Source organism: Bradyrhizobium betae (assembly GCF_004123905.1).
In the GTDB taxonomy this organism is placed as follows: Bacteria; Pseudomonadota; Alphaproteobacteria; order Rhizobiales; family Xanthobacteraceae; genus Bradyrhizobium; species Bradyrhizobium betae_A.
The window spans coordinates 177,705-199,497 of the sequence record NZ_MZXW01000005.1; the positions used below are offsets into that span (position 1 = coordinate 177,705).

A 21,793-nucleotide genomic window follows, 5' to 3' on the forward strand; every position below is an offset into this window, starting at 1 on the left:
TCCAAAACCCTGCCACCTTTCCGACCAGAGCCGTAACGGGCGAGGACTAGCTCTTCGCACGGCTCGGTACAGGCGCTCCCTCACGCCGTCGTGCCGTCGATCGAGCGGCGGATCACCCGCTGCACTTCCGCATTCGACAGAAACAGATCGTGGTTGATGAGGCCCCAGCCTTCCTGCGAGGCGTCGACCACGCGCACACCGAGCTGCGCGATGGCGGCCTTCTCGGCGGCGCCGACCCTGGTCATTCCACCTGCGATTTGTCCCGACAGCGCGAGGGCGCGATCGTTCGTCGCGGCGATCACGGTGATCTTGCCGGCAAGCGGACCGATGCGGTAGATCGCCGACGAGAACACGTCCATGTCGATATCAGGCGCGGCAAACACCACCGCGCCGATCTTGCCCGTCACCGTGTCGCCGTATCGCGCATAGAGCTGACGCAGGCTTTCGAGCGACAGCATGGTTCCCATGCTGTGCGCAACGATGTGTACGCGGCCGATGCCTGGAGCCGACACCAGCGCAGAGAGCACGCGCTCGAATTCGTCGCGGGACCACATCGCGCTGTCGCGGTCATAGGCATAATCGAACAGGCCTGCCTTGGAGGGCCAGGAAAACACCATGGTCCGGCCGCGGAACTTGATCCCGTCGGAGAGATGGGCGGCATCGAGCACCGCCGTCTCGAACGTCTGCTTGAAGCCGTGCACATAGATCAGCACGTCGCCACCGCCGGCCTGCGCAACGAGATCGCCAGTGTCGGCCGACATCGGCTCGATCCGGTCGAGGCGCCAATCGCCAAGTCCAACCGAGGCGAGCGAAAGGCGGCTCTCGTCCGGCGCCCCCAGCTTTGCCCGTGCGACCGTCATAGCGGTCGCGCGCTCCGGCCCGAACCAGGGTTTCGCGCGACCACCGTTCACAGGCTTGCGCGTGGTGGCGACGAGCAAGGTGGGGTCAACGGAGAGGGACGATGCGTCGAAGCGCGCACCGGTCGCACCCAGGCCGGCGCATCCGCCGAGCGCGAGGGCACTCCCTGCCGACACAAGTCCGCCGAGCAGAGCGCGGCGCGAAACGGAATGATAGGAATCGCGTTGCAGGAGACGTCGGATGATCACATGGAACCTTCGGGAACTATGCCCCGTAGCGCCGCCCCGCCTAGCTCCCTGAATGACAATGGGGGCGAGAAGACGGCGGAGCCGCTTCGCGGTCGGTTGCATGGTCGTGGCGTCCGAACGAGCGCCAGATCAGTCGATGATTTCGATCGAATTTAGCGCGCACCAATCGCGCAATGCCCGCTTCGTCGCCTCATTCTCGAAGGCGTGCCAGCGATCGATCGCGCCGCGCCGGGCGAGCAGGGCCTTGAACTTCGGATAGGCACCCCGTTTGCTGAAGAAATAACGGACGTTGTCTAAATCGTCGGGCAGGAACTCGCGGGCAAAGTCGAGCACCAGCGGCTTGCCCAGGCCGAGTTCGCGCTTGTCCGGAAGTGCGAGATATTTCGCCTCGTCGTCGATATCGTCAGGCAGTTCGTGGTTCGTCGAAGCGGGTCTGAATGTTCATCCAGAACGCAACGCCGGTCTTGAAGAACTTCCAAGCCGCAGCCGCAATCGCGTAGAGCGTCAGCGTGAGCGGAACGAGAAATTCTTCACGCAAGATTTCGTGAAGCTATCGAAGCGACGCCGCAATGTCTGCAATCGACCGGAAGAGAACGAGCGCATCGTCTTTTGACGGAATGAACCCGCGTCGTGCCCAGAACGCAGCAGCTTCGGCGTCGATTGCGTTGACAATCAGTGCGCGCCCTCCGATCAGGCCTGCGGCCGTGACGCAGCGCTGGAGCGCGTGCTTGAGCAAGCCGGTGCCAATTCCCTTGCCGATCCAGTTCTCATCGGTCGCGAGCTGTCCCAGCAGCAGGCAGGGCACGGGGTCGGGCGGCTGACCGGTCCGTATGGATCGCGGCAGGGATGAGGGCACGATAGCCGTCGGCGCGAGACCATAATAGCCGATCACGCGATTTGCCTCATGAACGACCATGACGGCTGTGAAGCCCTTCTCCTGGTTGGATAGCGCTCGCGTCTTGAGCCAGCGGTCGAGGGATGGCTTGCCGCAGGAGAATTCGTCGAGATGGTGAGCCGGCGTCAGTGGTTCGGGGCCGGAGATTGCCAAGCCTCAGCGCCTCTTGCCCGAGCGGGCTTTTTGCTTTGACGCGTTTTCTTCACGCGAACCGGCGTCCACTTCGCTCGTAAACGCTTTGCTTTCCCATGGCGCCGCGCGCTGGAAGAGTTCAACCATTTCCGGCACTGGGGCTGCCGGTTCGGACAGCGTCGCCATGAAGGCCTTGAATCCGGCCGAACTCATCCGAATGGGGGCCGTCTCCATCAGGACCTCCTCGGCCGCGCGTACGGCCGCGTCGCGTACGAAGTCTGTGCGCGAGCGTCCGCGCAGCGCCGCTGCCCGGTCGATGATGGCGATGTCAGTTTCCGGCAGCCGCATTGAAAGCGGATGCTCCTTGCGCTTAACGGCTCGGGGCATGGCAGATCTCCAGCCACCAATATAGCAGTTGTAGTGCATTTTGCAATACAAGGGCGGTGGATACTGAAGGAGGGTTTGGGCCGTCGACGGGCCGAGGGCTGTCGAGCGAAACACCCCAAAACGCCGTCAACCTCTCTATAAAAATATTCTACTTCACCGAAATTTAGATTTGACTGGTTTCGGCTGCCCTGTGTCTCCCCTGTGCATTGCGTGTGCATCCATTCAGCATGGGGGTCTTATGGGTGCCGGCCGGCGCCCGGTCTTCCCTGCGCCCTCTCTTTCCGAGAGGGTGTGACGAGAAGCATAGCTCGGGCAAATCATGCCGCGAGAATGCGAGCGCATGTCGACCGGCCCGCGGCGTTGTGGCTTTCCAAATCGAACACTTCCGCGAGCACCGGCCTCCCCCTACGGGCATGCAGCATCGGCATCCGCGGCGGTGGTCGTTCCCCCAAAAATCTGCACTATGCGCGCCGGGACGGTGCGCGATACGGCCGCTCTCATCCTCCGACGCTGCCGCCGGGCCTTTGGGGGAGCATGGCTTTCTGCTTTTTGGAGTGACGATATGAGCGGTTTGGTGATCTCTGGCGGCCGGGTGGTGGATCCCGCGAGCGGGATGGACGCGGTTGGCGATGTGGCGGTGGTGGACGGCAAGATCGCCGCTGTCGGCACGGGCCTCGGCGGTGCCGAGCGGGTGATCGACGCCACCGGCCTCGTGGTGGCGCCCGGCTTCATCGATCTGCACGCACATGGCCAATCGATCCCGGCGGACCGCATGCAGGCGTTCGACGGCGTGACGACGACGCTCGATCTCGAGGCCGGCGTGCTGCCGGTCGGGTCCTGGTATGAGCGCCAGGCGCGGAAAGGCCGCGTGCTGAACTACGGTGCGGCCACCAATTGGGCCTTCGCACGCATCGGCGCGATGACGGGCTCCAACGCGGAGAGCTCGCTGGAGGCGTTCGGCAACGCCATGCGCGATCGCCGCTGGATCGACAACGTGGCAACCGATGCGGAGGTATCAGGCGTTCTCGAGCGCCTCACACGCGGCCTCAACGAAGGCGGCATCGGTATCGGCATCTTGAACGCCTATGCGCCGGGCGCCGGCGTGCAGGAACTGACAGCGGTCTGCCAGCTGGCTGCGGCCAAGGACGTGCCGACCTTCACCCATGTCGCCTTCATGTCGCGCATCGACCCCGAAAGCGCGGTGGAAGCCTATATCCGGCTGATCGGCTATGCCGGCGCCACCGGCGCGCATATGCACATCTGCCATTTCAACTCGTCGAGCAAGACCGACATCGAGCGCTGCCGCGTGCTGATCGCCAAGGCGCAGGCGCAGGGCCTGCCGATCACCGTCGAGGCTTACCCTTACGGCACCGGCTCGACGGTGCTGGCCGCCGCCTTCTTCAGCGATCCCCAATTCGTCGAGCGCAACGGCACCGGCTACGACTCCGTGCAGCGCGTGACCGACGGCTATCGCTTCCACGACCGCGAGGAGCTGCTCAAGGCGCAGGCTGAGGAGCCGTCCTCGCTGGTGCTCTGGCACATCCTCGACACCGACAACAATGCGCATCACCGCGATCTGCTCGACATGTCGGTGCTCTATCCCGGCGGCGCGATCGCGTCCGACGCGATGCCGTGGACGACGTCGGACGGCAAGACTTACACCGGCGATGCCTGGCCGCTGCCGGATGATGCGACCTCGCACCCGCGCTCGGCCGGCTGCTTCACAAAGTTCATCCGCGAATGGGTGCGCGAGCGCAAGACCGTGTCGCTGCTGGAAGGCGTGCGCAAATGCGCGCTGATCCCGGCCGAAATCCTGTCACAGAGCACGCCCGCGATGCGGGCCAAGGGCAGGCTCACGCAGGGCGCCGATGCCGACATCGTCGTGTTCGACTATGAGAAGCTCTCGGACCGCGCGACCTTCACGGCGATGAACCGTCCGTCCGATGGCGTGCGGCATCTCGTGGTCAGCGGCCAGCCGCTGATCAGCGACGGTGTGCTGGACGTGACCGCGCGGCCCGGAAAGCCCGTGCGCCGTCCCGTCGTCGAGAGCTGATCCATGCCGGTCCCCATTCTCCTGGTGACGGGCTTTCTGGGGGCGGGCAAGACCACGATCGTCAACCATCTGCTGGCGAACGCCGAGGGACGGCGGATCGCTGCGGTCGTCAACGACTTCGGCGCGATCAACATCGACGCGGAGCTGATCGTGGGCGCAAGCGACGGCGTGGTCAGCCTTGCCAATGGCTGCATCTGCTGCACGCTCGAAAGTGATCTGTTGCGCACGCTCTCGACGCTGCTGCGGCGCGATCCGAAGCCCGAATATATCGTCATCGAGACCAGCGGCGTCGCCGATCCCTCCGACATCGTCCGCAATTTGATGGACCCCGTCATCCTGCGCGAGGCGCCGTTGGAGACGGTGCTGTGCGTGATGGACGCGGGGACGCCGCCGTCGGCGCTCGACGACGCGCTCCAGCGCTCGCAGCTGCGCGTCGCCGATATTGTAGCCTTGAGCAAGCTGGACCTGGCGGACGAGGGCGCGGGTGTCCGCATACGCGAGGCCATCCGCGCGCAGCGCGTCCCTGCTGTGGTAGTCGATGCAAAACACGGCGAGATTCCGTCAGCCCTGCTGTTCCCCGCGAACGTCGATCGTGCGCCCGCGCCGCGCGAGCCCGGGCCGAAACGTCCGGCAGAAGACCGCTTCGAGACACTGAGCTGGACTTCGGAACGTCCGCTCTCGCTGCCGCGCCTGCAACAGGCGATCGGCAAGCTGGCCCCAAAACTCGCCCGCGCAAAAGGCCTGTTCGAGACGATCGAGCAGCCCGGCCGCCAGATGGTGTTTCAGTTCGCCGCCGGCCGCGCGACGCTGGCGCCGGGTGAGGCGCTACCGGCAGGCGTGCCGCGGGCGCGGATCGTCTTCATCGCCGAGCTCGGCGTGCTCTCGAAAGCCGAACTCGACGGGATCATGGAAGCGTGCGTTGCGGGATGAAGCTGTTGCCGCTTCACGCAAATTGCGCGACTCCGTTTCCGACGGACCAGTTTTCCTTGGGCGCATCGAGCACGTTGACGAACACGTCCTCTGGCCGGATGCCCGGACTTTCGCCGAGCAACTCCGCGATCCGCCGGTAGAGCGCCTTCTTCTGCTCCGCCGTGCGCGAGGCGAACACGGTGATCTGGATCAGCACGGCGTCGTCGCTGCGATTGACGCCGTAGGCATTGCCGCAGCGGAAGTTTGCCGGCGAAAGCTCGCTGATGGTCATGAACTCGTCGCCCTCGGGCACGTTCAGCGCCTCGCGCATGGCGCGATAGAGGCCCTCGAGGATCGCCTGCCGGTACGCTTCAGGCTTGCCAGTGCGCATCGAGATGTGGAGGAGCGGCATGAGCTGGTCCCTTTGCATGCGAGGCCGATTGGCCGGGACGCGTGGCGAGCCGGCCGTTTGGCCCATTGACGAAGCGGGCTATCAATCCCAATTGGTTTTTGACACGATGTCGATAAATCATGTTCTTGACACCGTGTCAAATATTTTCCGCGGAGCCCGATTTGAGACCACGCGAGTTCGATCACGACGACGTCCTGCGCATCGCGTTCGACCAGTTCTGGCGCAAGGGCGTGCGCGGCACTTCGCTGTCGGACATCGCCCGCGATGCCGGCGTCCAGCGCGGCAGCCTCTACAATGCCTTCGGCAGCAAGGAGGCGCTGTTCCTCCAGGCCTATGAGCGCTATGCGGGCGACTATCTCATCGCCCTGCAAAAGGCACTCAGTGCGGGCTCGTTGCGAAAGCGCCTCACCGCGTTCCTCGACCTCACCATCACCAACTTCCGCTCCGGCATCCCGCCACGGGGATGTCCGACCACGCGCGGATTGATGGAGCTTGGCGCGGCTGAGGGCGAAGGTTTGGACGATGACGCGCGCCAGGCCTTTGCGAACCTCGTCTCGCGCATCACAGCGCTCGTTCAGGATACGTTGTCGGCAGGCGCAGAGCGCGGCGAATTCAACGGCAATCCCGCGGCCGCGGCGCTGCATATCATCACGGTGACGCGCGGTCTCGCGGTGCTCGAACGCGCCTTCGGCGACGAACCTCAGTTGCGCAAGATTGCCGCTCACACGATCGATCTCGTGCTCGGCAAGAAAGGCAGCTAGGCGATCATACGAGAGCGACGACCCCAGCGGTGGTGATCGCCGGGGTCGTCTGGAGGTTTCATGGCGGGCATCGAGCACTGTGCCGCCATGACGATGTCGATAGCGCAGGACGGCTTTCGTTGCGAGTAGAACCCATCAAAGCATCAGCACAAGGCGAGCGCGTTGACGGCCCGAATCGTCGCGATCTCGTTCTCGTTGCCGACGAACTGGCACACGATGGATGCGAGTTCACCAGGCTGCTTGCTGCGCGCGACCGCCAGCAGCCGCATCAACTCTGCCTCGTCCTTTGACAGGCGCCGGCACGACGGCGGCATGAAGCACAGCTCGCACGGCCGTCCGCTGCGCAGGATCCTGACGAGCGCGGCAGCGCGCGCGACCAGCAGCGGACTGTCGGCGATATCAGGCGCCTCGTCTGCAAAGCGATAGGCCGCCTCCCAGCAATCCGACGTGCCGGTCGCGTAGGCAGCACCAATGAAGCGGAACAGCGACAGCACGACACGGCAGAACTCATCATAGCTTTCGACGTTGGGCCGCGTCGAAAGCGCAGCTTGCAGCGGACAGAGCCGCGGCTGGCTGGTCTCCGGGGCTGCCACAGAACCGCACGCGTCCAGCATCATGGCGATCCCGTCAATGCAGTGTGGGGCTTCCAACAAGCCAGCTCTTCATCGCCATCGTCCGCCCAAGGTCGAACGATTGAACGCGCCGGTCGGGCAGGATGAGGCCCGCCATGCGGAAGATCGTCGCAAGCCCCCGGACCGGCGCCAGCGCCCAATCCGCACCGACGGGCGGCAGCCAGTTTTCGAACTGCTCGCGCGCGACATCGAGGCGCTCCTGCTGTGCGGCGGCGATGGCGTGCAACATTCCGTGCTCGCTCTCCGACATGCGCGGACAGGTGGGGCAATGAACCTCGATGGCCGTATGCGCCGTGCAGGCAAAGATCTCGATGATGGATTCCAGCGAAGGCACCGCGTCGCCGACGCGAAAATGGTCGTAGACCTGCTGGATGTCGGCTGCGGTCGGAACGGCCGTTCCGCTGCGCGCCTTGGCGCGGAATCCCCAGATGAAGAGCCGTTCCGCAGCACACAGCGCGGGAAGGTCGAGCGATTTGGCGGATGTCGATTGATGCATTGAGCTTCCGGCCTTTGGCTGCGCTCACGCCGCGTCGGGCGCAAAATATCTGCGCCGATCGTTCCGCCAGAGGCTCGTGCAAGTCAACGTCGGGAAGGCCGATATCGAGGTCTTCTAGATTTCGCGGAGGTGTGAATGTCGACGAATTCTAAAATGCGCGCACTCGAACGCGAGGTCACCCCAAGCGATCGCCGCGCCCGCTTCCGGTACTTTTGCGGACCTTCGGGAACCCGAATGCTTAAAGGTTTGCTAAGGCGATCGGGATAAAATGGCATATCAGCCCCCGCCAATTGTTGTGAGCACCGATGATTTTCTCCCGTATCAGTTTCAAGCTGGTCCTGATTGTCGGCATCGGCCTTCTCGGCATGATCGCGCTGGCGCCGATCGCGCTCTCGACTCTGCGCACGCAGATGATTTCCGACCGCCAGGCCAAGACACAGCACATGGTCGATGTCGGCTACGGCATCCTGGCGCATTACCAGAAGCTCGAGAGCGACGGAAAACTCACGCGTGAGCAGGCGCAAGCCGGCGCGATCGCCGAGATCAAGAGCCTTCGTTACGACAAGGTCGAGTACTTCTGGATCAACGACATGGCCCCCAAGATGGTCATGCACCCGATCAAGCCCGAGCTCGACGGCAAGGATCTCTCGGGGATGAAGGATCCATCCGGCAACGCGCTGTTCGTCGGCTTCGTTGACGTTGTCAAGAAACAGGGGGCGGGCTTCTACAGCTACCTTTGGCCCAAGCCCGGCTTCGACCAGCCGGTCGGGAAAATCTCCTATGTGAAGGGTTTTGCGCCTTGGGGCTGGATCATCGGCACCGGCATCTATCTCGACGACGTCGACGCCGTGTTCCGGCAGGATGCAATGACGTTCGGCCTTGTGTGTCTTGCGGTGCTCGTGCTGGTGCTCGGCGCGTCCTTCGTGATCGGCCGCAGCGTCACCCGGCCGCTCGCAAAAATCACCGCGCTGACCGAGCGTCTCGCCGCCGGCGACAGTGCGTTCGAGGTGCCCTACACCGACCGCAGCAACGAGGTCGGCGGGCTCGCCAAGGCGCTTGCCGTGTTCAAGGACAATGCGTCCGCCGTGGGCCGGATGCATGCCGAACAGCAGGAAGCCAAGCAGCGGGCCGACGACGAGAAGCGCAGGACGATGACCGACCTCGCCGGCAAGTTCGAGGCGAGCGTTCAGGCCGTCGTCCGCGACGTCTTCAACGAGGCGCGCGCGATGCAGCAGGCCGCGCAAGGCATGTCGGAGACCGCGAACAAGGCGACCGACCGCGCCAGCTTCGTCGCGACCGCCTGCCAGCAGGCCTCCAGCAACGTGCAGACGGTGGCCTCCGCCGCCGGTCAGTTGTCGGCCTCGATCACCGAGATCAGCCAGCGCGTCGCGCAGGCAGCTTCGGTGGCTGACAAAGCCGCCGCCGACGGTCAGCGCACCAACGACACCGTGCAGGGGCTCGCTGCCGCCGCGCACAAGATCGGTGAGGTCATCGACCTCATCAACCAGATTGCCTCGCAGACCAATTTGCTTGCGCTCAACGCCACCATCGAGGCCGCGCGTGCGGGCGAGGCCGGCAAGGGCTTTGCCGTGGTCGCGAGCGAAGTCAAGTCGCTGGCGAGCCAGACCGCGAAGGCGACCGACGAGATCGGCGCGCAGATCACCGCGATCCAGGCCGAGACCAACCAGGTCGTCGGCAACATCGAGAGCATTCGCAAGACCATCATGGAGGTCAACGAGATCTCCTCGTCGATCGCAGCCGCGGTCGAGGAGCAGGGCGCCGCGACGCAGGCGATCGCGCACAGTGTGCAGGAGGCCGCCTCCGGCACCGACCAGGTCTCGCACAACATCTCCGGCGTGACCGATGCGACGGTCGAGACCGGCCAGGCCGCCGGTCTCGTGCTGCAATCGAGTGGCCGGTTGTCGCAGAAGCTGCAATCGCTCGAGGACGAGGTCAGCGCCTTCGTTGCCGGCGTGCGCGCGGCCTAGTATAGCAGGAGGATGGGCCAAAACTCCGATCGCCGCGCGCGCATCCTCCTGATCAATCCGAACAGTAATGGGGCGACCACCGCGATGATGGTGGCGATTGCGAAGTCTGCCGCCACTGACGGCTTCGACGTCGTGGGCGCCACGGCGACGCGGGCATCGTCGATGATCGTGACGCCGGACGCGCTCGAGGCGGCTGCGCCCGAGGTCGAGGAGATCGCGCGGGCGCATCAGGCTTCTTGCGGCGGCATCATTGTTGCGGCGTTCGGCGATCCGGGCCTCGCCGGGATCAAGGGGGCGATGAAGCTGCCCGCGGCAGGCATCGGCGAATCGTCGATGCTGGAGGCTGCACAGGATGGCCGCAGTTTCGGCGTGGCGACCACGACGCCGCTGCTCAAATCGAAGATCGACGCATTGCCGGACGCGCTGGGATTGCGTTCGCGCTACACCGGCACGCGCTTTGCCGACGGCGATCCGCAAGAACTGATGCGCGATCCGGCGCGGCTGCGCGCGGCGCTTGCCGGCGCGGCCGAGGCCTGCATCGCGCAGGACGGCGCTGAGGCCGTCATCATCGGCGGTGGCCCGCTGGGCGAAGCTGCGCGTGAACTGCAGCCGATGTTCACCGTTCCGATCATTGCGCCGATCCCGTCTGCCGTGGCGCGGATTATTCGCCTCATCACGGCGCGCGCTGGTAACTGATATTCCGGCTTGCGGGACCGGTCATGGCGACTGGCTTTCCCGCCCTTGACGGTTGCGGCTAAAGTGAAGAAGCAGGATCATCGAACCTGCCGACCCGCGCGTTGTTGCGCGGCATGGAGACCCCGCATGTCGTTCAAGAAGCTCCTGATTGCCAACCGGGGCGAGATCGCCATCCGCATCGCACGCGCGGCGGCCGATGCCGGCATCGCAACGATTGCGATCCATCCCGCTGACGACGCGCTGTCGTTGCATGTGCGCGTCGCCGATGATGCCGTCGAAATTCCCGGCCGCGGTGCGCGGGCCTATCTCGATATCGAGGCGGTGGTGAAGGTGGCGAAGAGCGCCGGCTGCGATGCCGTGCATCCCGGCTACGGTTTTCTGAGCGAGAACGCGGCGTTCGCGACAGCCTGCGCTGACGCGGGCATCATTTTCGTCGGGCCGAAGGTGACCGCGCTCGAACTGTTCGGCGACAAGGTCGCGGCGAGGCAACTGGCAAAACGCTGCGGCGTGCCGATCATCGCCGGCACCAGCGGGCCGTCGAGCCTCGAGGAGATCACGGCATTTTTCGCCTCGCTCGGCAGCCACGCAGCGATCGTGATCAAGGCGATGGCCGGCGGCGGTGGCCGCGGCATGCGTGTCGTGGAGAATGCAGCCGATCTCGAGGAAGCCCATGCGCGCTGCCAGTCCGAGGCCAAGGCGGCGTTCGGCTTCGACGGCGTCTATGCCGAGCGGCTGATCCGGCAGGCGCGTCACATCGAGGTGCAGATCATCGGCGATCGCCATGGCGCCATCTCCCATCTCTGGGAGCGCGAATGCACCATCCAGCGCCGGCACCAGAAGCTGATCGAGGTGGCGCCGAGCCCGTCGCTGGGAGATGCCCTGCGCGGTCGCATCATCGACGCTGCGAAGCAGCTCGCGACCGCGGCGTCTTACGACAATCTCGGCACCTTCGAATTCCTGGTCGACGGCGCGGCCGACGACAGCTTTGCCTTCATCGAGGCCAATCCGCGGCTCCAGGTCGAGCACACCGTGACGGAAGAGGTGCTCGGCCTCGATCTCGTCCGCGCCCAGCTTGCGGTCGCCGCCGGCAGCTCGCTCGCTTCGCTCGGTCTGGCGCAAGGATCGATCCCGAAGCCGCGCGGCTATGCCATGCAGCTGCGCGTCAATATGGAGACGCTGGACGCAACAGGCGCGACGCATCCGACCGGCGGCGTGCTGGCCGTGTTCGAGCCGCCGTCGGGGCCGGGCGTGCGCGTCGATAGTTTTGGTTATGCCGGCTACAAGACCAGCGCCGCCTTCGACTCGCTGCTTGCAAAAGTCATCGTGCATACGCCCGGCGAGGCCTGGCATGACGTCGTGGCAAAAGCCTCGCGGAGCTTGCGCGAATTCCGGATCGACGGCGTCGTCACCAACATCGCCTTCCTCCAGGCGGTGCTGGCGCATCCTGATTTCAGGACCAACCGCATCGCGACCGACTTCATCGACCGCAATATCGCAAGGCTCGTCGAGGAGGCCGATGGCGCGGCCAAGCCGCTCTACTTTGCCGCGGCCGAGCGGAGCGGCGGCCACGGCACCGAGGCGCACGTCGCGCAGATCGTGCCCGAAGGCGCGGTGATGGTCGCGGCACCCTTGCAAGGGACCATCGTCACCATCCAAGTGAAGGAAGGCGAGATCGTGCGTCCCGGCCAGCAGCTCGCCGTGATCGAGTCCATGAAGATGGAGCATCTCGTCATGGCTGAGCAGGGCGGCCGCGTCATGAAGATCGCTGCCGGTGACGGCGTCACGCTGATGCATGGCGATCCCATCATGTATCTCGAGCCGCTCGACGTCGCGGCTGATAGTTCGGCAGCGGAAGCCGACATCGATCTTGACCACATCCGGCCGGATCTTGCCGAACTGATCGCGCGCCAGGCCAACACGCTCGATGCCAACCGGCCGGCCTCGGTCGAGCGGCGCCGCAACACCAACCAGCGCACCGCCCGCGAGAACGTCGCGCAGCTGGTCGACGACGGCTCGTTCATGGAATATGGTAGCCTCGCGATCGCGGCGCAACGCCGCCGCCGCAAGCTCGACGATCTCATCAAGAACACGCCGGCCGATGGCCTCGTCATGGGCGTTGCCACCGTCAACGCCGAAGAGTTCGGCCCCGATGCCGCGCGCTGCGTCGTCGTGGCCTATGACTATACCGTGCTCGCGGGCACGCAGGGCCACATGAACCACAAGAAGATCGATCGCATGCTGACGCTGGCGGAAGACTGGCGGGTGCCGCTGGTGTTTTACGCCGAAGGCGGTGGCGGCCGTCCGGGTGATACCGACCGGCTCGGCATGACCGGCCTCGATGGCCCATCCTTCGTGCAGTTCGCGAGGCTCTCCGGTCTCGTGCCTGTGATTGGTGTGGTCTCCGGCTATTGCTTCGCCGGCAACGCCGCGATGCTCGGCTGCTGCGACGTCATCATCGCGACCAAGAACGCCTCGATCGGCATGGGCGGCCCCGCCATGATCGAAGGCGGTGGCCTCGGCGTTTATCATCCGGCCGAGGTCGGCCCTGTTGCGTTCCAGTCGCCGAACGGTGTCATCGACGTCCTCGTCGAGGACGAGGAGGAGGCCACATCCGCCGCGCAAAAATATCTGTCCTATTTCCAGGGCGCGGTGTCGGACTGGGAAGCCGCAGACCAGCGCCTGCTCCGCCGTGCGATCCCCGAGAACCGCCTGCGCGTCTACGACATCCGCAGCGTGATCGATCTCGTCGCAGACAAGGGTTCCGTGCTGGAGCTGCGCCGCGACTACGGCATCGGCATGATCACCGCGTTGATTCGTATCGAGGGAAAACCGTTCGGCCTGATTGCCAACAATCCGCGCCATCTCGGCGGCGCCATCGATGCCGATGCCGGCGACAAGGCCGCACGTTTCCTCCAGCTCTGCGACGCCTTCGACCTGCCGATCGTCTCGCTCTGCGATACGCCGGGCTTCATGGTTGGCCCCGAAGCCGAGAAGACGGCGATCGTGCGCCACGTCTCGCGCGTGTTCGTAACAGGCGCGAGCCTCACGGTGCCGTTGTTCGGCATCGTGCTGCGCAAGGGCTATGGGCTGGGCGCGCAGTCGATGATCGGCGGCGGCTTCCACGCCTCGTTCTTCACGGCGGCCTGGCCGACCGGCGAGTTCGGCGGCATGGGGCTTGAAGGCTATGTCCGCCTCGGCTTCCGCAAGGAGATGGAAGCGATCGCCGACCCCGAGGAGCGCGAGACCTACTACCGCAACAAGGTCGCAGAGCTCTATGCCAACGGCAAGGCGGTCTCGATCGCCTCGGTGTTCGAGATCGACAACGTCATCGATCCCGCCGAGACGCGGCGTTGGATCATGGCGGGCTTGCGCTCGGTACCAAAGCCGGAACCGAGGACGACGAAGAAGCGGCCATGCATCGACACGTGGTGAGGGCGGTGCAGCAATAGATGCGTCCCGGTTCCCGATTGACATCCCCGCCTGTGGTGCCAGACTTTGCACAATAATACAGGGTGGAGACGTCCGCGATGGCCAGCCTTTCGGCCTCGAACCATGTCGCCCGTGTCTTGTCCGTCGCCAACCACGTGGCCGACGTGGACGCATCGTCGCGCATCGCTAATTCCTGGCGGCGCTGCCTGATCAGCCACAAGCTCGATCCCGCTCGACTAGGCCCGCCGCAGACGCTCACCGAGTCAGAGGTGCGGCATGTCGCCGAGCCGATGGAAGAGACGATTCGGCTTCTCACGCCCGAGTTGGACGATCTCGCCCGCGTGCTGCGCGATGCCGGCTATTGCGTTAATCTGGCCGACGCCAACGCGACCATGCTGTTCAGCCGTCTGCCGGGCGAGGCCGACGCACGGCTGTTCATGGACTGGAAGATCTACACCGGTTCGAACTTTGCGGAGGCTTTCGAGGGCACCAACGGGTTGGGCACTGCGCTGGCCGAGCAGAAACCGATCCTCGTTCATCGCGACGAGCACTTTCGCGCGCAATGGCACATGTTCTCCTGCGCCGTGGCGCCGCTGTTCGACCAGGCCGGATGTCTTGCCGGCGCCATCAACATCACCTCCTGCCGCGAGGACCTCGAGCGCGCCGCGCATCAGCTGGCGCTTGCAGTGACGATGGAAGCGACCCGGCGGATGGAGGGCGCAATCTTCCGCGGTTATTTCCGCGACGCCTGGATCGCGACCGTGCCGGGTGACGGCGGCAGCGGCTTGCTCGCCTATGATGACGACCGCCGCATCGTCGGTGCCTGCCGCTCGGCGCGTGCGCTGCTGGGCCTCACCGACGGCCTGATCGCCTCCGGCATCGATCTGTCGCGCTACATCAAGTTCGATCATCATGCTGCGCGTGGTGCGGACGAGGTCGTCGAGCTGCGCCGAGCGGATGGCAGTGCGCTGGGGCGGGGGCATGTCGCGCCACCGCTGCGCGCGAAATCGCATGCGCCGCGTCGTGACGGGCCAGTCAACCGCTTCGACGCGCTGCACCGGCTTGCCGGCTGCGACCCTGGCCTGATCAAAAGCGTAAAACGGCTCAGAAGCATCGGCGATCACAATCTGCCGGTGCTGCTGCATGGTGAGACCGGTGTCGGTAAGGATGTGTTCGCACGCGCCATTCACGTCGCCAGCAACCGCGCCCGCAACAATTATGTCGCGCTGAATTGCGCGGCGATGCCGGAGAGCCTGATCGACGCCGAGCTGTTCGGCTACGAGGCCGGCGCCTTCACCGGCGCGCGGCGTGACGGCTCGAAGGGCCTGATCGCGCAGGCCGACGGCGGCACGCTGTTCCTCGACGAGATCGGCGACATGCCGATCGCACTGCAGACGCGCCTGTTGCGCGTGCTGGAGAATCGCGAGGTCTGGCCGCTCGGCGCGCTGAAGCCGGTGCCGGTCGATATCCGCCTGATCAGCGCCACTCATCGAGATCTCGGCCGCATGGCGGAGCAGGGCGCCTTCCGCGCTGACCTCTATTTTCGTCTCCGCGGCATGGAGGTACGGCTGCCGGCTCTGCGCGAGCGCGCGGACAGGGACGATATCATTCGCCAGATCGCGAGGGAGGAGGCGCCGAATTGCCGGCTCTCCGAAGAAGCCTGGTCGCTGCTCTCGGCCTATTCTTATCCCGGCAACATGCGCCAGCTCCGCCACGTGCTGCGGCTCGCCGGCTGCACGGCGGAGAACGGTGTCATCACCGATGCCGATCTCGATCTGCCGCCGTTTGGCGGGAGGACGGAGCCGGACCTCGAAGCGGCTGAACGCGCGACGATCGTGGAAGCCTTGCGCAAGCACGGTGGCCGCGTGACTGAGGCAGCGCGTGCGCTGAAGCTCAGCCGCGCGACGCTGTATCGGAAGATCAAGCAGTTGAAGATCGAGACGGCGCAGTAGTGCCCGGTCGCTTGCGGCGAGTGTTCTTCCCCTCTCTCCTTGTGGGAGAGGGTGGCTCGCCGCGAGAGCGGCGAGACGGGTGAGGGGGCTCTCTCCGCACGTGCCTCTCTTGCTTCTGAATTCGTGGATAGATACCCTCATCCGGCGCTTCGCGCCACCTTCTCCAAGGGGAGAAGGGAAGAGCAGCGAGTTTGGGGCGCTACTTCACGAAAAATCCGTCCAGCTCAGATGCCGCGAATCGAGGTCGCCGACTGAAACGGTGCCGCGGATTTCGTGCGGCACGTGGAAACTGCTGCGCAGATACACCAGCGGCGCGGCTCCGTCGGAATGCGACACGTAGCGCACTTCGCCGACGAAGATCGAATGCGTCGTCGTCTCGAATTCCTGCGCCAGCACGCAGTCGAACGCTGCCACCGCATCCGTCAACACCGGTGCGCCCGTCGCCCCGCGCGTCCACTGCCCGTACGCAAAACGGTCGTCGCCGTTGACGCCCTTCTGGCCACTGAAGGTGAGCGCCAGCAGCGCGTGATCCTCGTGCAGGAAATTGATCGCAAACGCACCTTCCTCGCGGATGCGCGTGTGCGCGCTGGCGTTACGATTGACGCAGACGATCAGCGACGGCGGATTGTCCGATAGCGAGCAGGCCGAGGTCACCGTCAGCCCGGTTCGCTTGCCGTGCTCGGCACCGACCGTGACCAGCGCCACGGCACCGGCGCATTGGCGCATCGCCTGCTTGAAATCCTTTGCGTCGACGCTCACGCCAAAAATCTCCGAAATGAATGCGGGTGCGGCAGGTTCGCGCCGCACCCGCACCCCCGTCAAGCCGCCTTCTTCGCGGAGCCGAGATGCTTCAGGCGCGGCATCACCTCGTTGCTGAGCAGCGAGAGCGAGTGGCGCCACGCCTCCGGCTTGTGCTTGTAGTCGAAGCCGAACACCAGCAGCACGCCGAAGCCGCCGACCTCGTCGTAGATCTTCTCGATCTTCTCGGCGACGGTCGCGGGGGAGCCGACGATCCAGTTCCGCTTGGCGCAATATTCGACCGTCACGTCGCTGTCGGGCACGTCGGGCGCATGCTTCAGATAGTCCTTGAAGCCGAAATGGCCGAGCAACGGCAAAAAGTACTCGTGCATCATCCGGCCCATCATGTCGCCGGTCGAGAGCTTCCAGGCCTCCTCATCGGTGTCGGCGACGAACACCTCGCGCACCAGCCGCCAGTCCTGCCGGTTCGGCTTGCGGCCGGTTTTCGCAGCGCCAATCTCGACCGAGTCCCAATGGCTGCCGACATAGGCCGGGTTGAGGTTGAGGCTCATCGGGATGAAGCCGCGCTCGCCCGCGAGCTTCAAGGTGTCCGAGTTCTTGGAGAGCCCGGCAACGCCGATCGGCGGATGCGGGGCCTGCAACGGCTTGATGTGCGGCTTGAGGAAGTCGAACATCGTGTCAGGCTTGGTCACCGTCCAGAACTTGCCCTTGTAGGTGAAGGGTGCGGGATCAGACCAAAGCTTCAGGATGATCTCCAGCGCCTCGCGGGTCATGTCGCGGTTCTGTCCGCTCATGCCGTCGACGTTGAACATCGCCCAGTCGCTCGGCAGCCCCGAGGCAGCGACGCCGAAATTGAGCCGGCCTTCCGAGAGGTGGTCGAGCATCGCGACGCGGTTGGCGAGTTCGGCGGGATGGTGATAGGGCAGCAGGAAGCCGCCCGGCCCGATGCGGATATTCTTGGTCTGCATCAGCGCCTGCGCGATCAGGAGGTCCGGCGTGGGATTGGGTTCCCAGGGCGCGGTATGGTGCTCGCCGACCCAGGCCTCCTGATAGCCGAGCTCGTCGAGCCAGCGCATGACCTGCAGGTCCCAGTCGTTTCCTTCCTTCAGGCCGCACTCCGGCGGATGCGAAGGCATCGTGAAATAGCCGATCTCCATGGGTTTCCTCTCCAAAATTGACGCGTCTTGTTGCGCGGTTCACGGATGTGAGTGGAGACGCTTTAGCAAGCGGTGTGCCACCGCTTCGCAAGCGGTGGGCTAGCGCGCCCCGCGCCTCGGACCTGCGAGAAAAGGCTGGTTTGCGGCCGCAATAGCCGATATCCCGGGGCAGATTTGCGCATCGCCGTCTCATTGTCGCGAGACGGCGTCTTGCCCGTGAGACCAAGGATACGCGTCGAGATGACCGAACCCGCCTATGTCGCCGTGGACTGGGGCACCAGCAGTTTTCGGCTGTGGCTGGTCGACCGCGCCGGTCAGGTGCTGGCGGAGCGCCGCAGCGATGAGGGCATGCTGGCGGCGGCCAAGGCCGGCTTCGCAGCCGTGCTGCAATCGCATCTTGCCGCGGTCGAGGCGCCCGCTCATCTGCCCGTTCTCGTCTGCGGCATGGCCGGCGCCAAGACCGGCTGGGTCGAGGCCGGCTATGTCGACACACCAGCTCCGCTCGCGGCCATCCTGAAGCACGCCGCGCGCGTGCCGGGCGAGCCGCGCGACATCCGCATCCTGCCCGGCATCGCGCGGCGCGACGCCAGAGCGCCGGACGTGATGCGCGGCGAAGAGACGCAATTGCTCGGCGCGCTCGGGCTCGAGGCCGCCGGCGAGGCGCTGGTCTGCATGCCCGGCACCCATTCGAAATGGGTGCGCGTGAAGGACGGCACGGTCGCGCATTTTTCGACGTTCATGACCGGCGAGCTCTTCAGCGTGGTCTCGCGCGAGACGATCTTGTCACTTGCGGTTGCCAATGCCGATGACGCCGAGGACATCGCGAGCTTCAAGGCGGCGGTGAAAGCCGCCTATGACGCGCCGGCCTTCGCGGCCAATCTCCTGTTCACTGCGCGGTCGCGGCAGTTGCTGTTCGGCGGCACGCCGGCCGCGGCGCGCGAGACATTGTCGGGCACGTTGATCGGCGTGGAGCTTGCGGCAGGTCTCTCCGGCTCTGTGCCGCAAGCGGGCATCACGCTGATTGCCTCGGGGCGGCTGGCGATGCTGTACCGGCACGCCTTCGACGCGCTGTCGGTCACCGTGCAGCCGATCGATGCGGATGAAGCCGTCCGCCGCGGCCTGTCGATGGCGGCGGCCGCGATCTGGACGAGTTAGGAAGGATTTTTGAGATGACCGTTCCCTTTCCGCCGATGAAGCGTCCGCTGGTCGCGATCCTGCGCGGCGTCAAGCCGGAGGAGACCGAGGCCATTGTGGGTGTGTTGATCGACGCCGGCATGACCGCGATCGAGATCCCCCTGAATTCGCCCGATCCGTTCCGTTCGATCGGGACTGCCGCAAAACTCGCGCCGGCCAATGTGCTAATCGGCGCCGGCACGGTGCTCGCCACCGCAGATGTCGATCGTCTCAACGACGTCGGCGGCAAGCTGATGGTCTCGCCGAATGTCGATACGCAGGTGCTCACGCGTGCACATCAGTACGCCATGGTCTCGTTGCCTGGCGTATTCTCACCCACCGAAGCGCTGCTTGCCGCGCGCTCCGGCGCATCGGGCTTAAAGTTCTTTCCGGCAAGCGTGCTCGGTGCGTCCGGCATCGCCGCGATCAAAGCCGTGCTGCCGGCGGGCGTGATGATCGCCGCGGTGGGCGGCGTCTCCGACCAGAATTTTGCGGAGTACATCAAGGGCGGCGTCACCGCGTTCGGGCTCGGCTCCAGCCTCTACAAGCCCGGCATGACGGCCGCCGATGTCTCCGCGCGCGCGAAGGCGACGATTGCGGCCTACGATCGGGCGATTGCGAAAGACTGATCCGCCAATAAACAAGCCGTGATGCCGTCACGGTCGCGCGTTATCCTATCTTGCTGCATCTGTGAGATCAGGAGACCGACATGGCGATCAACAACGTGGCCGATCTGTTCGTGGCAACGCTCGAACAGGCCGGCGTCAAGCGCATTTACGGCATCGTCGGCGACAGCCTGAACGCGATCACCGAGGCGCTGCGCCGCCGCGGCACCATCGAATGGATCCATGTCCGGCACGAGGAGGTCGCCGCGTTCGCGGCCGCCGGCGAAGCCGAGATGACCGGAAGCCTCGCGGTGTGCGCGGGCTCCTGCGGCCCCGGCAATCTGCATCTGATCAACGGCCTGTTCGACGCGCATCGCAGCCGCGTCCCCGTGCTGGCGATTGCGGCGCAGATTCCGTCAGCCGAGATCGGCGGCGGCTATTTTCAGGAAACCCATCCACAAAACCTGTTTCGCGAATGCAGCCATTATTGCGAGATGATCTCGGATCCGAGCCAGCTTCCTTTCGTGCTGGAAAACGCCATCCGCGCGGCTGTCGGATTGCGCGGCGTCGCCGTCGTCGCGATGCCTGGCGACGTCGCCTTCCGCACGCCGCCGAAGCGCGCACTGTCGACGAATCGCGGGCTTGCATTGTCGGCGCCGAAGGTGGTGCCGCAAGCTGATGAATTGAAGGCGCTCGCGGACCTCCTCAACGGCGCCGAGCGCATCACGTTGTTCTGTGGCCGCGGCTGCGCCGGCGCGCATGCGCCGCTGATGCAGCTCGCCGAAGCGCTGAAGAGCCCGATCGTGCATGCGCTCGGCGGCAAAGAGCATGTCGAGTACGACAACCCCTATGACGTCGGCATGACCGGCTTCATTGGCTTCTCCTCCGGCTACGCCGCCATGCATGCCTGCGACGCTCTGGTGATGCTCGGCACTGATTTCCCCTACAAGCAGTTCTTCCCGACCGATTGCCAGATCGCGCAGATCGACATTCGTCCTGAAAATCTTGGCCGCCGTGCCAAGATCGACCTCGGCCTCGTCGGCGACGTCAAGCTCACCGTCGAGGCGCTGCTGCCGCTGCTCAAGGCCAAGACCCAGCGAAAACATCTCGACGATGCCGTCGCGCATTACAAGAAGGCGCGTGAAGGCCTGGACTCGCTGGCCAAGGGCACGCCGGGCAGCAAACCGATCCATCCGCAATATCTTGCAAAAGTCATCAGCGATCACGCCTCCGACGATGCCGTGTTCACCGCCGATGTCGGCACGCCGACGGTGTGGGCCGCGCGCTATCTCGACATGAACGGTCGCCGCCGGCTGATCGGCTCGTTCGTGCACGGCTCGATGGCCAATGCGATGCCGCAGGCGATCGGCGCGCAGGCCTCGCAGCCCGGCCGTCAGGTCATCTCGCTCTCGGGCGATGGCGGCTTCACCATGCTGATGGGCGATCTGATCACGCTGACGCAGATGAAGCTGCCGGTGAAAATCGTCGTGTTCAACAACGGCGTGCTCGGCTTCGTCGCGCTGGAGATGAAGGCGGCGGGCTTCGTCGACACCAATGTCGATCTGGAGAATCCCGATTTCGCGGCGATGGCGCGTGCGATGGGCATCTTTGCCAAACGCGTCGAGGATCCCGGCGAGCTTCCGGGCGCGATGACCGAGATGCTGGCCCACAACGGCCCGGCGCTGCTCGACGTCGTCACCGCCAAGCAGGAGCTCTCGATGCCACCGACCATCACGGCCGAACAGGTCAAGGGCTTTAGCCTTTGGGTGCTGCGCGCAGTGATGAACGGTCGCGGCGACGAAGTGCTCGATCTTGCGAAGACCAATTTGCTGCCGCGCTAGCCGCGTTTCACCGACGGTAACGGCAACCGCTCGTGGCGGCGCTGGAAGCGCTGCCAGTGCAGCACGATGCCAATCAGCACGGCCGGGACGAAGCCGAGCACGATCAGGAAATGCGGCAGCTCCTTCGGCGAGATGAACGCCATGGCGATGTCGGAGATCAGCCAGAGCGCGGCGAACATCACCGCGAAATCCGTGCGCGGGCAGCGCAAATAGTAGAATACAGCGGTGATGACGACAGCGGGCGCGATCGCGATGCCGATCATCACCGCGGTCAGCTCCTTCGGCGTCAGCGCGTCAAGCACCATCGACGCCAGCAGCCAAAGGGCGGCGAACATGGCGACGATGTCGAGCGGATGCCGCAACCCAATACCTCTCGGAGGAAATGCGTTATCGTTGTGGCCGGAACTCCG

21 protein-coding genes are annotated in these 21,793 nt (G+C 65.0%); 10 read left to right on the top strand and 11 right to left on the bottom strand.

All coding sequences use genetic code 11. The features are described from left to right. Positions 1 to 80: 80 nt before the first annotated feature. The 5 genes from B5V03_RS03325 to B5V03_RS03340 form a co-directional block, all read right to left on the bottom strand. Positions 81 to 1,106 (bottom strand): alpha/beta hydrolase, encoded by a 1,026-nt coding sequence (locus tag B5V03_RS03325; RefSeq protein WP_129267850.1) that lies wholly within the window; start codon positions 1,104 to 1,106, stop codon positions 81 to 83. 129 nt (positions 1,107 to 1,235) lie between these two features. Next, the gene (locus B5V03_RS03330) at positions 1,236 to 1,439 is read right to left on the bottom strand and encodes a hypothetical protein (RefSeq protein WP_206736114.1); all 204 of its coding nucleotides are present in this window, start codon (positions 1,437 to 1,439) and stop codon (positions 1,236 to 1,238) included. 70 nt (positions 1,440 to 1,509) lie between these two features. After that, positions 1,510 to 1,644 carry a hypothetical protein gene (locus tag B5V03_RS42705; RefSeq protein ID WP_283811524.1) on the bottom strand — a complete coding sequence of 45 codons (135 nt, stop codon included), beginning with the start codon at positions 1,642 to 1,644 and terminating at the stop codon, positions 1,510 to 1,512. Positions 1,645 to 1,656: 12 nt separating this feature from the next. Next, a complete protein-coding gene (locus tag B5V03_RS03335) occupies positions 1,657 to 2,154 on the bottom strand; it encodes a GNAT family N-acetyltransferase (RefSeq protein ID WP_129267851.1) in 498 nt (165 codons plus the stop codon). A gap of 3 nt (positions 2,155 to 2,157) precedes the next feature. Beyond that, the gene (locus B5V03_RS03340) at positions 2,158 to 2,520 is read right to left on the bottom strand and encodes a DUF1778 domain-containing protein (RefSeq protein ID WP_129267852.1); all 363 of its coding nucleotides are present in this window, start codon (positions 2,518 to 2,520) and stop codon (positions 2,158 to 2,160) included. A gap of 562 nt (positions 2,521 to 3,082) precedes the next feature. Between B5V03_RS03340 and B5V03_RS03345 the strand changes: the two genes are divergently transcribed. Together B5V03_RS03345 and B5V03_RS03350 are read left to right on the top strand one after the other, a co-directional pair. Further along, positions 3,083 to 4,573, top strand: a complete 1,491-nt coding sequence (locus B5V03_RS03345; RefSeq protein WP_245502153.1) for an amidohydrolase family protein — start codon at positions 3,083 to 3,085, stop codon at positions 4,571 to 4,573. 3 nt (positions 4,574 to 4,576) lie between these two features. Then, on the top strand, positions 4,577 to 5,503 hold the full coding sequence (locus B5V03_RS03350; protein ID WP_129267854.1) for a CobW family GTP-binding protein: 927 nt from the start codon (positions 4,577 to 4,579) through the stop codon (positions 5,501 to 5,503). A 13-nt stretch (positions 5,504 to 5,516) separates the two neighbouring features. Here the strand turns inward: B5V03_RS03350 and B5V03_RS03355 are convergent, their stop codons facing one another. After that, positions 5,517 to 5,894, bottom strand: coding sequence for a tautomerase family protein (locus B5V03_RS03355; RefSeq protein ID WP_129267855.1), 378 nt, complete (start codon positions 5,892 to 5,894; stop codon positions 5,517 to 5,519). A 161-nt stretch (positions 5,895 to 6,055) separates the two neighbouring features. Here B5V03_RS03355 and B5V03_RS03360 point away from each other — a divergent pair, with 161 nt between their 5' ends. After that, entirely contained in the window at positions 6,056 to 6,655 is a 600-nt protein-coding gene (locus B5V03_RS03360) for a TetR/AcrR family transcriptional regulator (RefSeq protein WP_129267856.1), read from the top strand. A gap of 143 nt (positions 6,656 to 6,798) precedes the next feature. Here B5V03_RS03360 and B5V03_RS03365 read toward each other — a convergent pair whose 3' ends face one another. Both B5V03_RS03365 and B5V03_RS03370 read right to left on the bottom strand, forming a co-directional pair. Further along, positions 6,799 to 7,272 (bottom strand): hypothetical protein, encoded by a 474-nt coding sequence (locus B5V03_RS03365; RefSeq protein ID WP_129267857.1) that lies wholly within the window; start codon positions 7,270 to 7,272, stop codon positions 6,799 to 6,801. Between the two features lie 10 nt (positions 7,273 to 7,282). Then, positions 7,283 to 7,783, bottom strand: a complete 501-nt coding sequence (locus B5V03_RS03370) for a hypothetical protein (protein ID WP_129267858.1) — start codon at positions 7,781 to 7,783, stop codon at positions 7,283 to 7,285. A gap of 305 nt (positions 7,784 to 8,088) precedes the next feature. On the opposite strand from B5V03_RS03370, the gene B5V03_RS03375 reads away from it, so the two are divergent. The 4 genes from B5V03_RS03375 (at position 8,089) to B5V03_RS03390 (ending at position 15,848) form a co-directional block, all read left to right on the top strand. Further along, positions 8,089 to 9,771 (top strand): methyl-accepting chemotaxis protein, encoded by a 1,683-nt coding sequence (locus B5V03_RS03375; protein ID WP_129267859.1) that lies wholly within the window; start codon positions 8,089 to 8,091, stop codon positions 9,769 to 9,771. A gap of 12 nt (positions 9,772 to 9,783) precedes the next feature. Beyond that, positions 9,784 to 10,467, top strand: a complete 684-nt coding sequence (locus B5V03_RS03380; RefSeq protein WP_129267860.1) for an aspartate/glutamate racemase family protein — start codon at positions 9,784 to 9,786, stop codon at positions 10,465 to 10,467. A gap of 126 nt (positions 10,468 to 10,593) precedes the next feature. Continuing rightward, complete coding sequence (locus tag B5V03_RS03385; RefSeq protein WP_129267861.1) at positions 10,594 to 13,899, top strand: acetyl-CoA carboxylase family protein; 3,306 nt, start codon at positions 10,594 to 10,596, stop codon at positions 13,897 to 13,899. 95 nt (positions 13,900 to 13,994) lie between these two features. Continuing rightward, complete coding sequence (locus B5V03_RS03390) at positions 13,995 to 15,848, top strand: sigma-54-dependent Fis family transcriptional regulator (RefSeq protein ID WP_164987753.1); 1,854 nt, start codon at positions 13,995 to 13,997, stop codon at positions 15,846 to 15,848. Between the two features lie 204 nt (positions 15,849 to 16,052). On the opposite strand, the gene B5V03_RS03395 is transcribed toward B5V03_RS03390, so the two are convergent. Next, the gene (locus B5V03_RS03395) at positions 16,053 to 16,607 is read right to left on the bottom strand and encodes a flavin reductase family protein (RefSeq protein ID WP_129267863.1); all 555 of its coding nucleotides are present in this window, start codon (positions 16,605 to 16,607) and stop codon (positions 16,053 to 16,055) included. 59 nt (positions 16,608 to 16,666) lie between these two features. After that, positions 16,667 to 17,764 (bottom strand): LLM class flavin-dependent oxidoreductase, encoded by a 1,098-nt coding sequence (locus B5V03_RS03400; RefSeq protein ID WP_129267864.1) that lies wholly within the window; start codon positions 17,762 to 17,764, stop codon positions 16,667 to 16,669. A gap of 240 nt (positions 17,765 to 18,004) precedes the next feature. Here B5V03_RS03400 and B5V03_RS03405 point away from each other — a divergent pair, with 240 nt between their 5' ends. From B5V03_RS03405 to poxB, 3 genes are all read left to right on the top strand, one after another. Then, positions 18,005 to 18,919, top strand: a complete 915-nt coding sequence (locus B5V03_RS03405; protein WP_129267865.1) for a 2-dehydro-3-deoxygalactonokinase — start codon at positions 18,005 to 18,007, stop codon at positions 18,917 to 18,919. Between the two features lie 14 nt (positions 18,920 to 18,933). Next, positions 18,934 to 19,566, top strand: a complete 633-nt coding sequence (locus tag B5V03_RS03410) for a 2-dehydro-3-deoxy-6-phosphogalactonate aldolase (protein WP_129267866.1) — start codon at positions 18,934 to 18,936, stop codon at positions 19,564 to 19,566. Between the two features lie 80 nt (positions 19,567 to 19,646). Further along, positions 19,647 to 21,383: a ubiquinone-dependent pyruvate dehydrogenase gene (gene poxB, locus B5V03_RS03415; RefSeq protein ID WP_129267867.1), complete on the top strand. Its 1,737-nt coding sequence runs from the start codon at positions 19,647 to 19,649 to the stop codon at positions 21,381 to 21,383. Here the strand turns inward: poxB and B5V03_RS03420 are convergent. Continuing rightward, positions 21,380 to 21,745 (bottom strand): hypothetical protein, encoded by a 366-nt coding sequence (locus B5V03_RS03420; protein WP_164987754.1) that lies wholly within the window; start codon positions 21,743 to 21,745, stop codon positions 21,380 to 21,382. The genes poxB and B5V03_RS03420 overlap by 4 nt on opposite strands. Between the last annotated feature and the right edge of the window lie 48 nt (positions 21,746 to 21,793).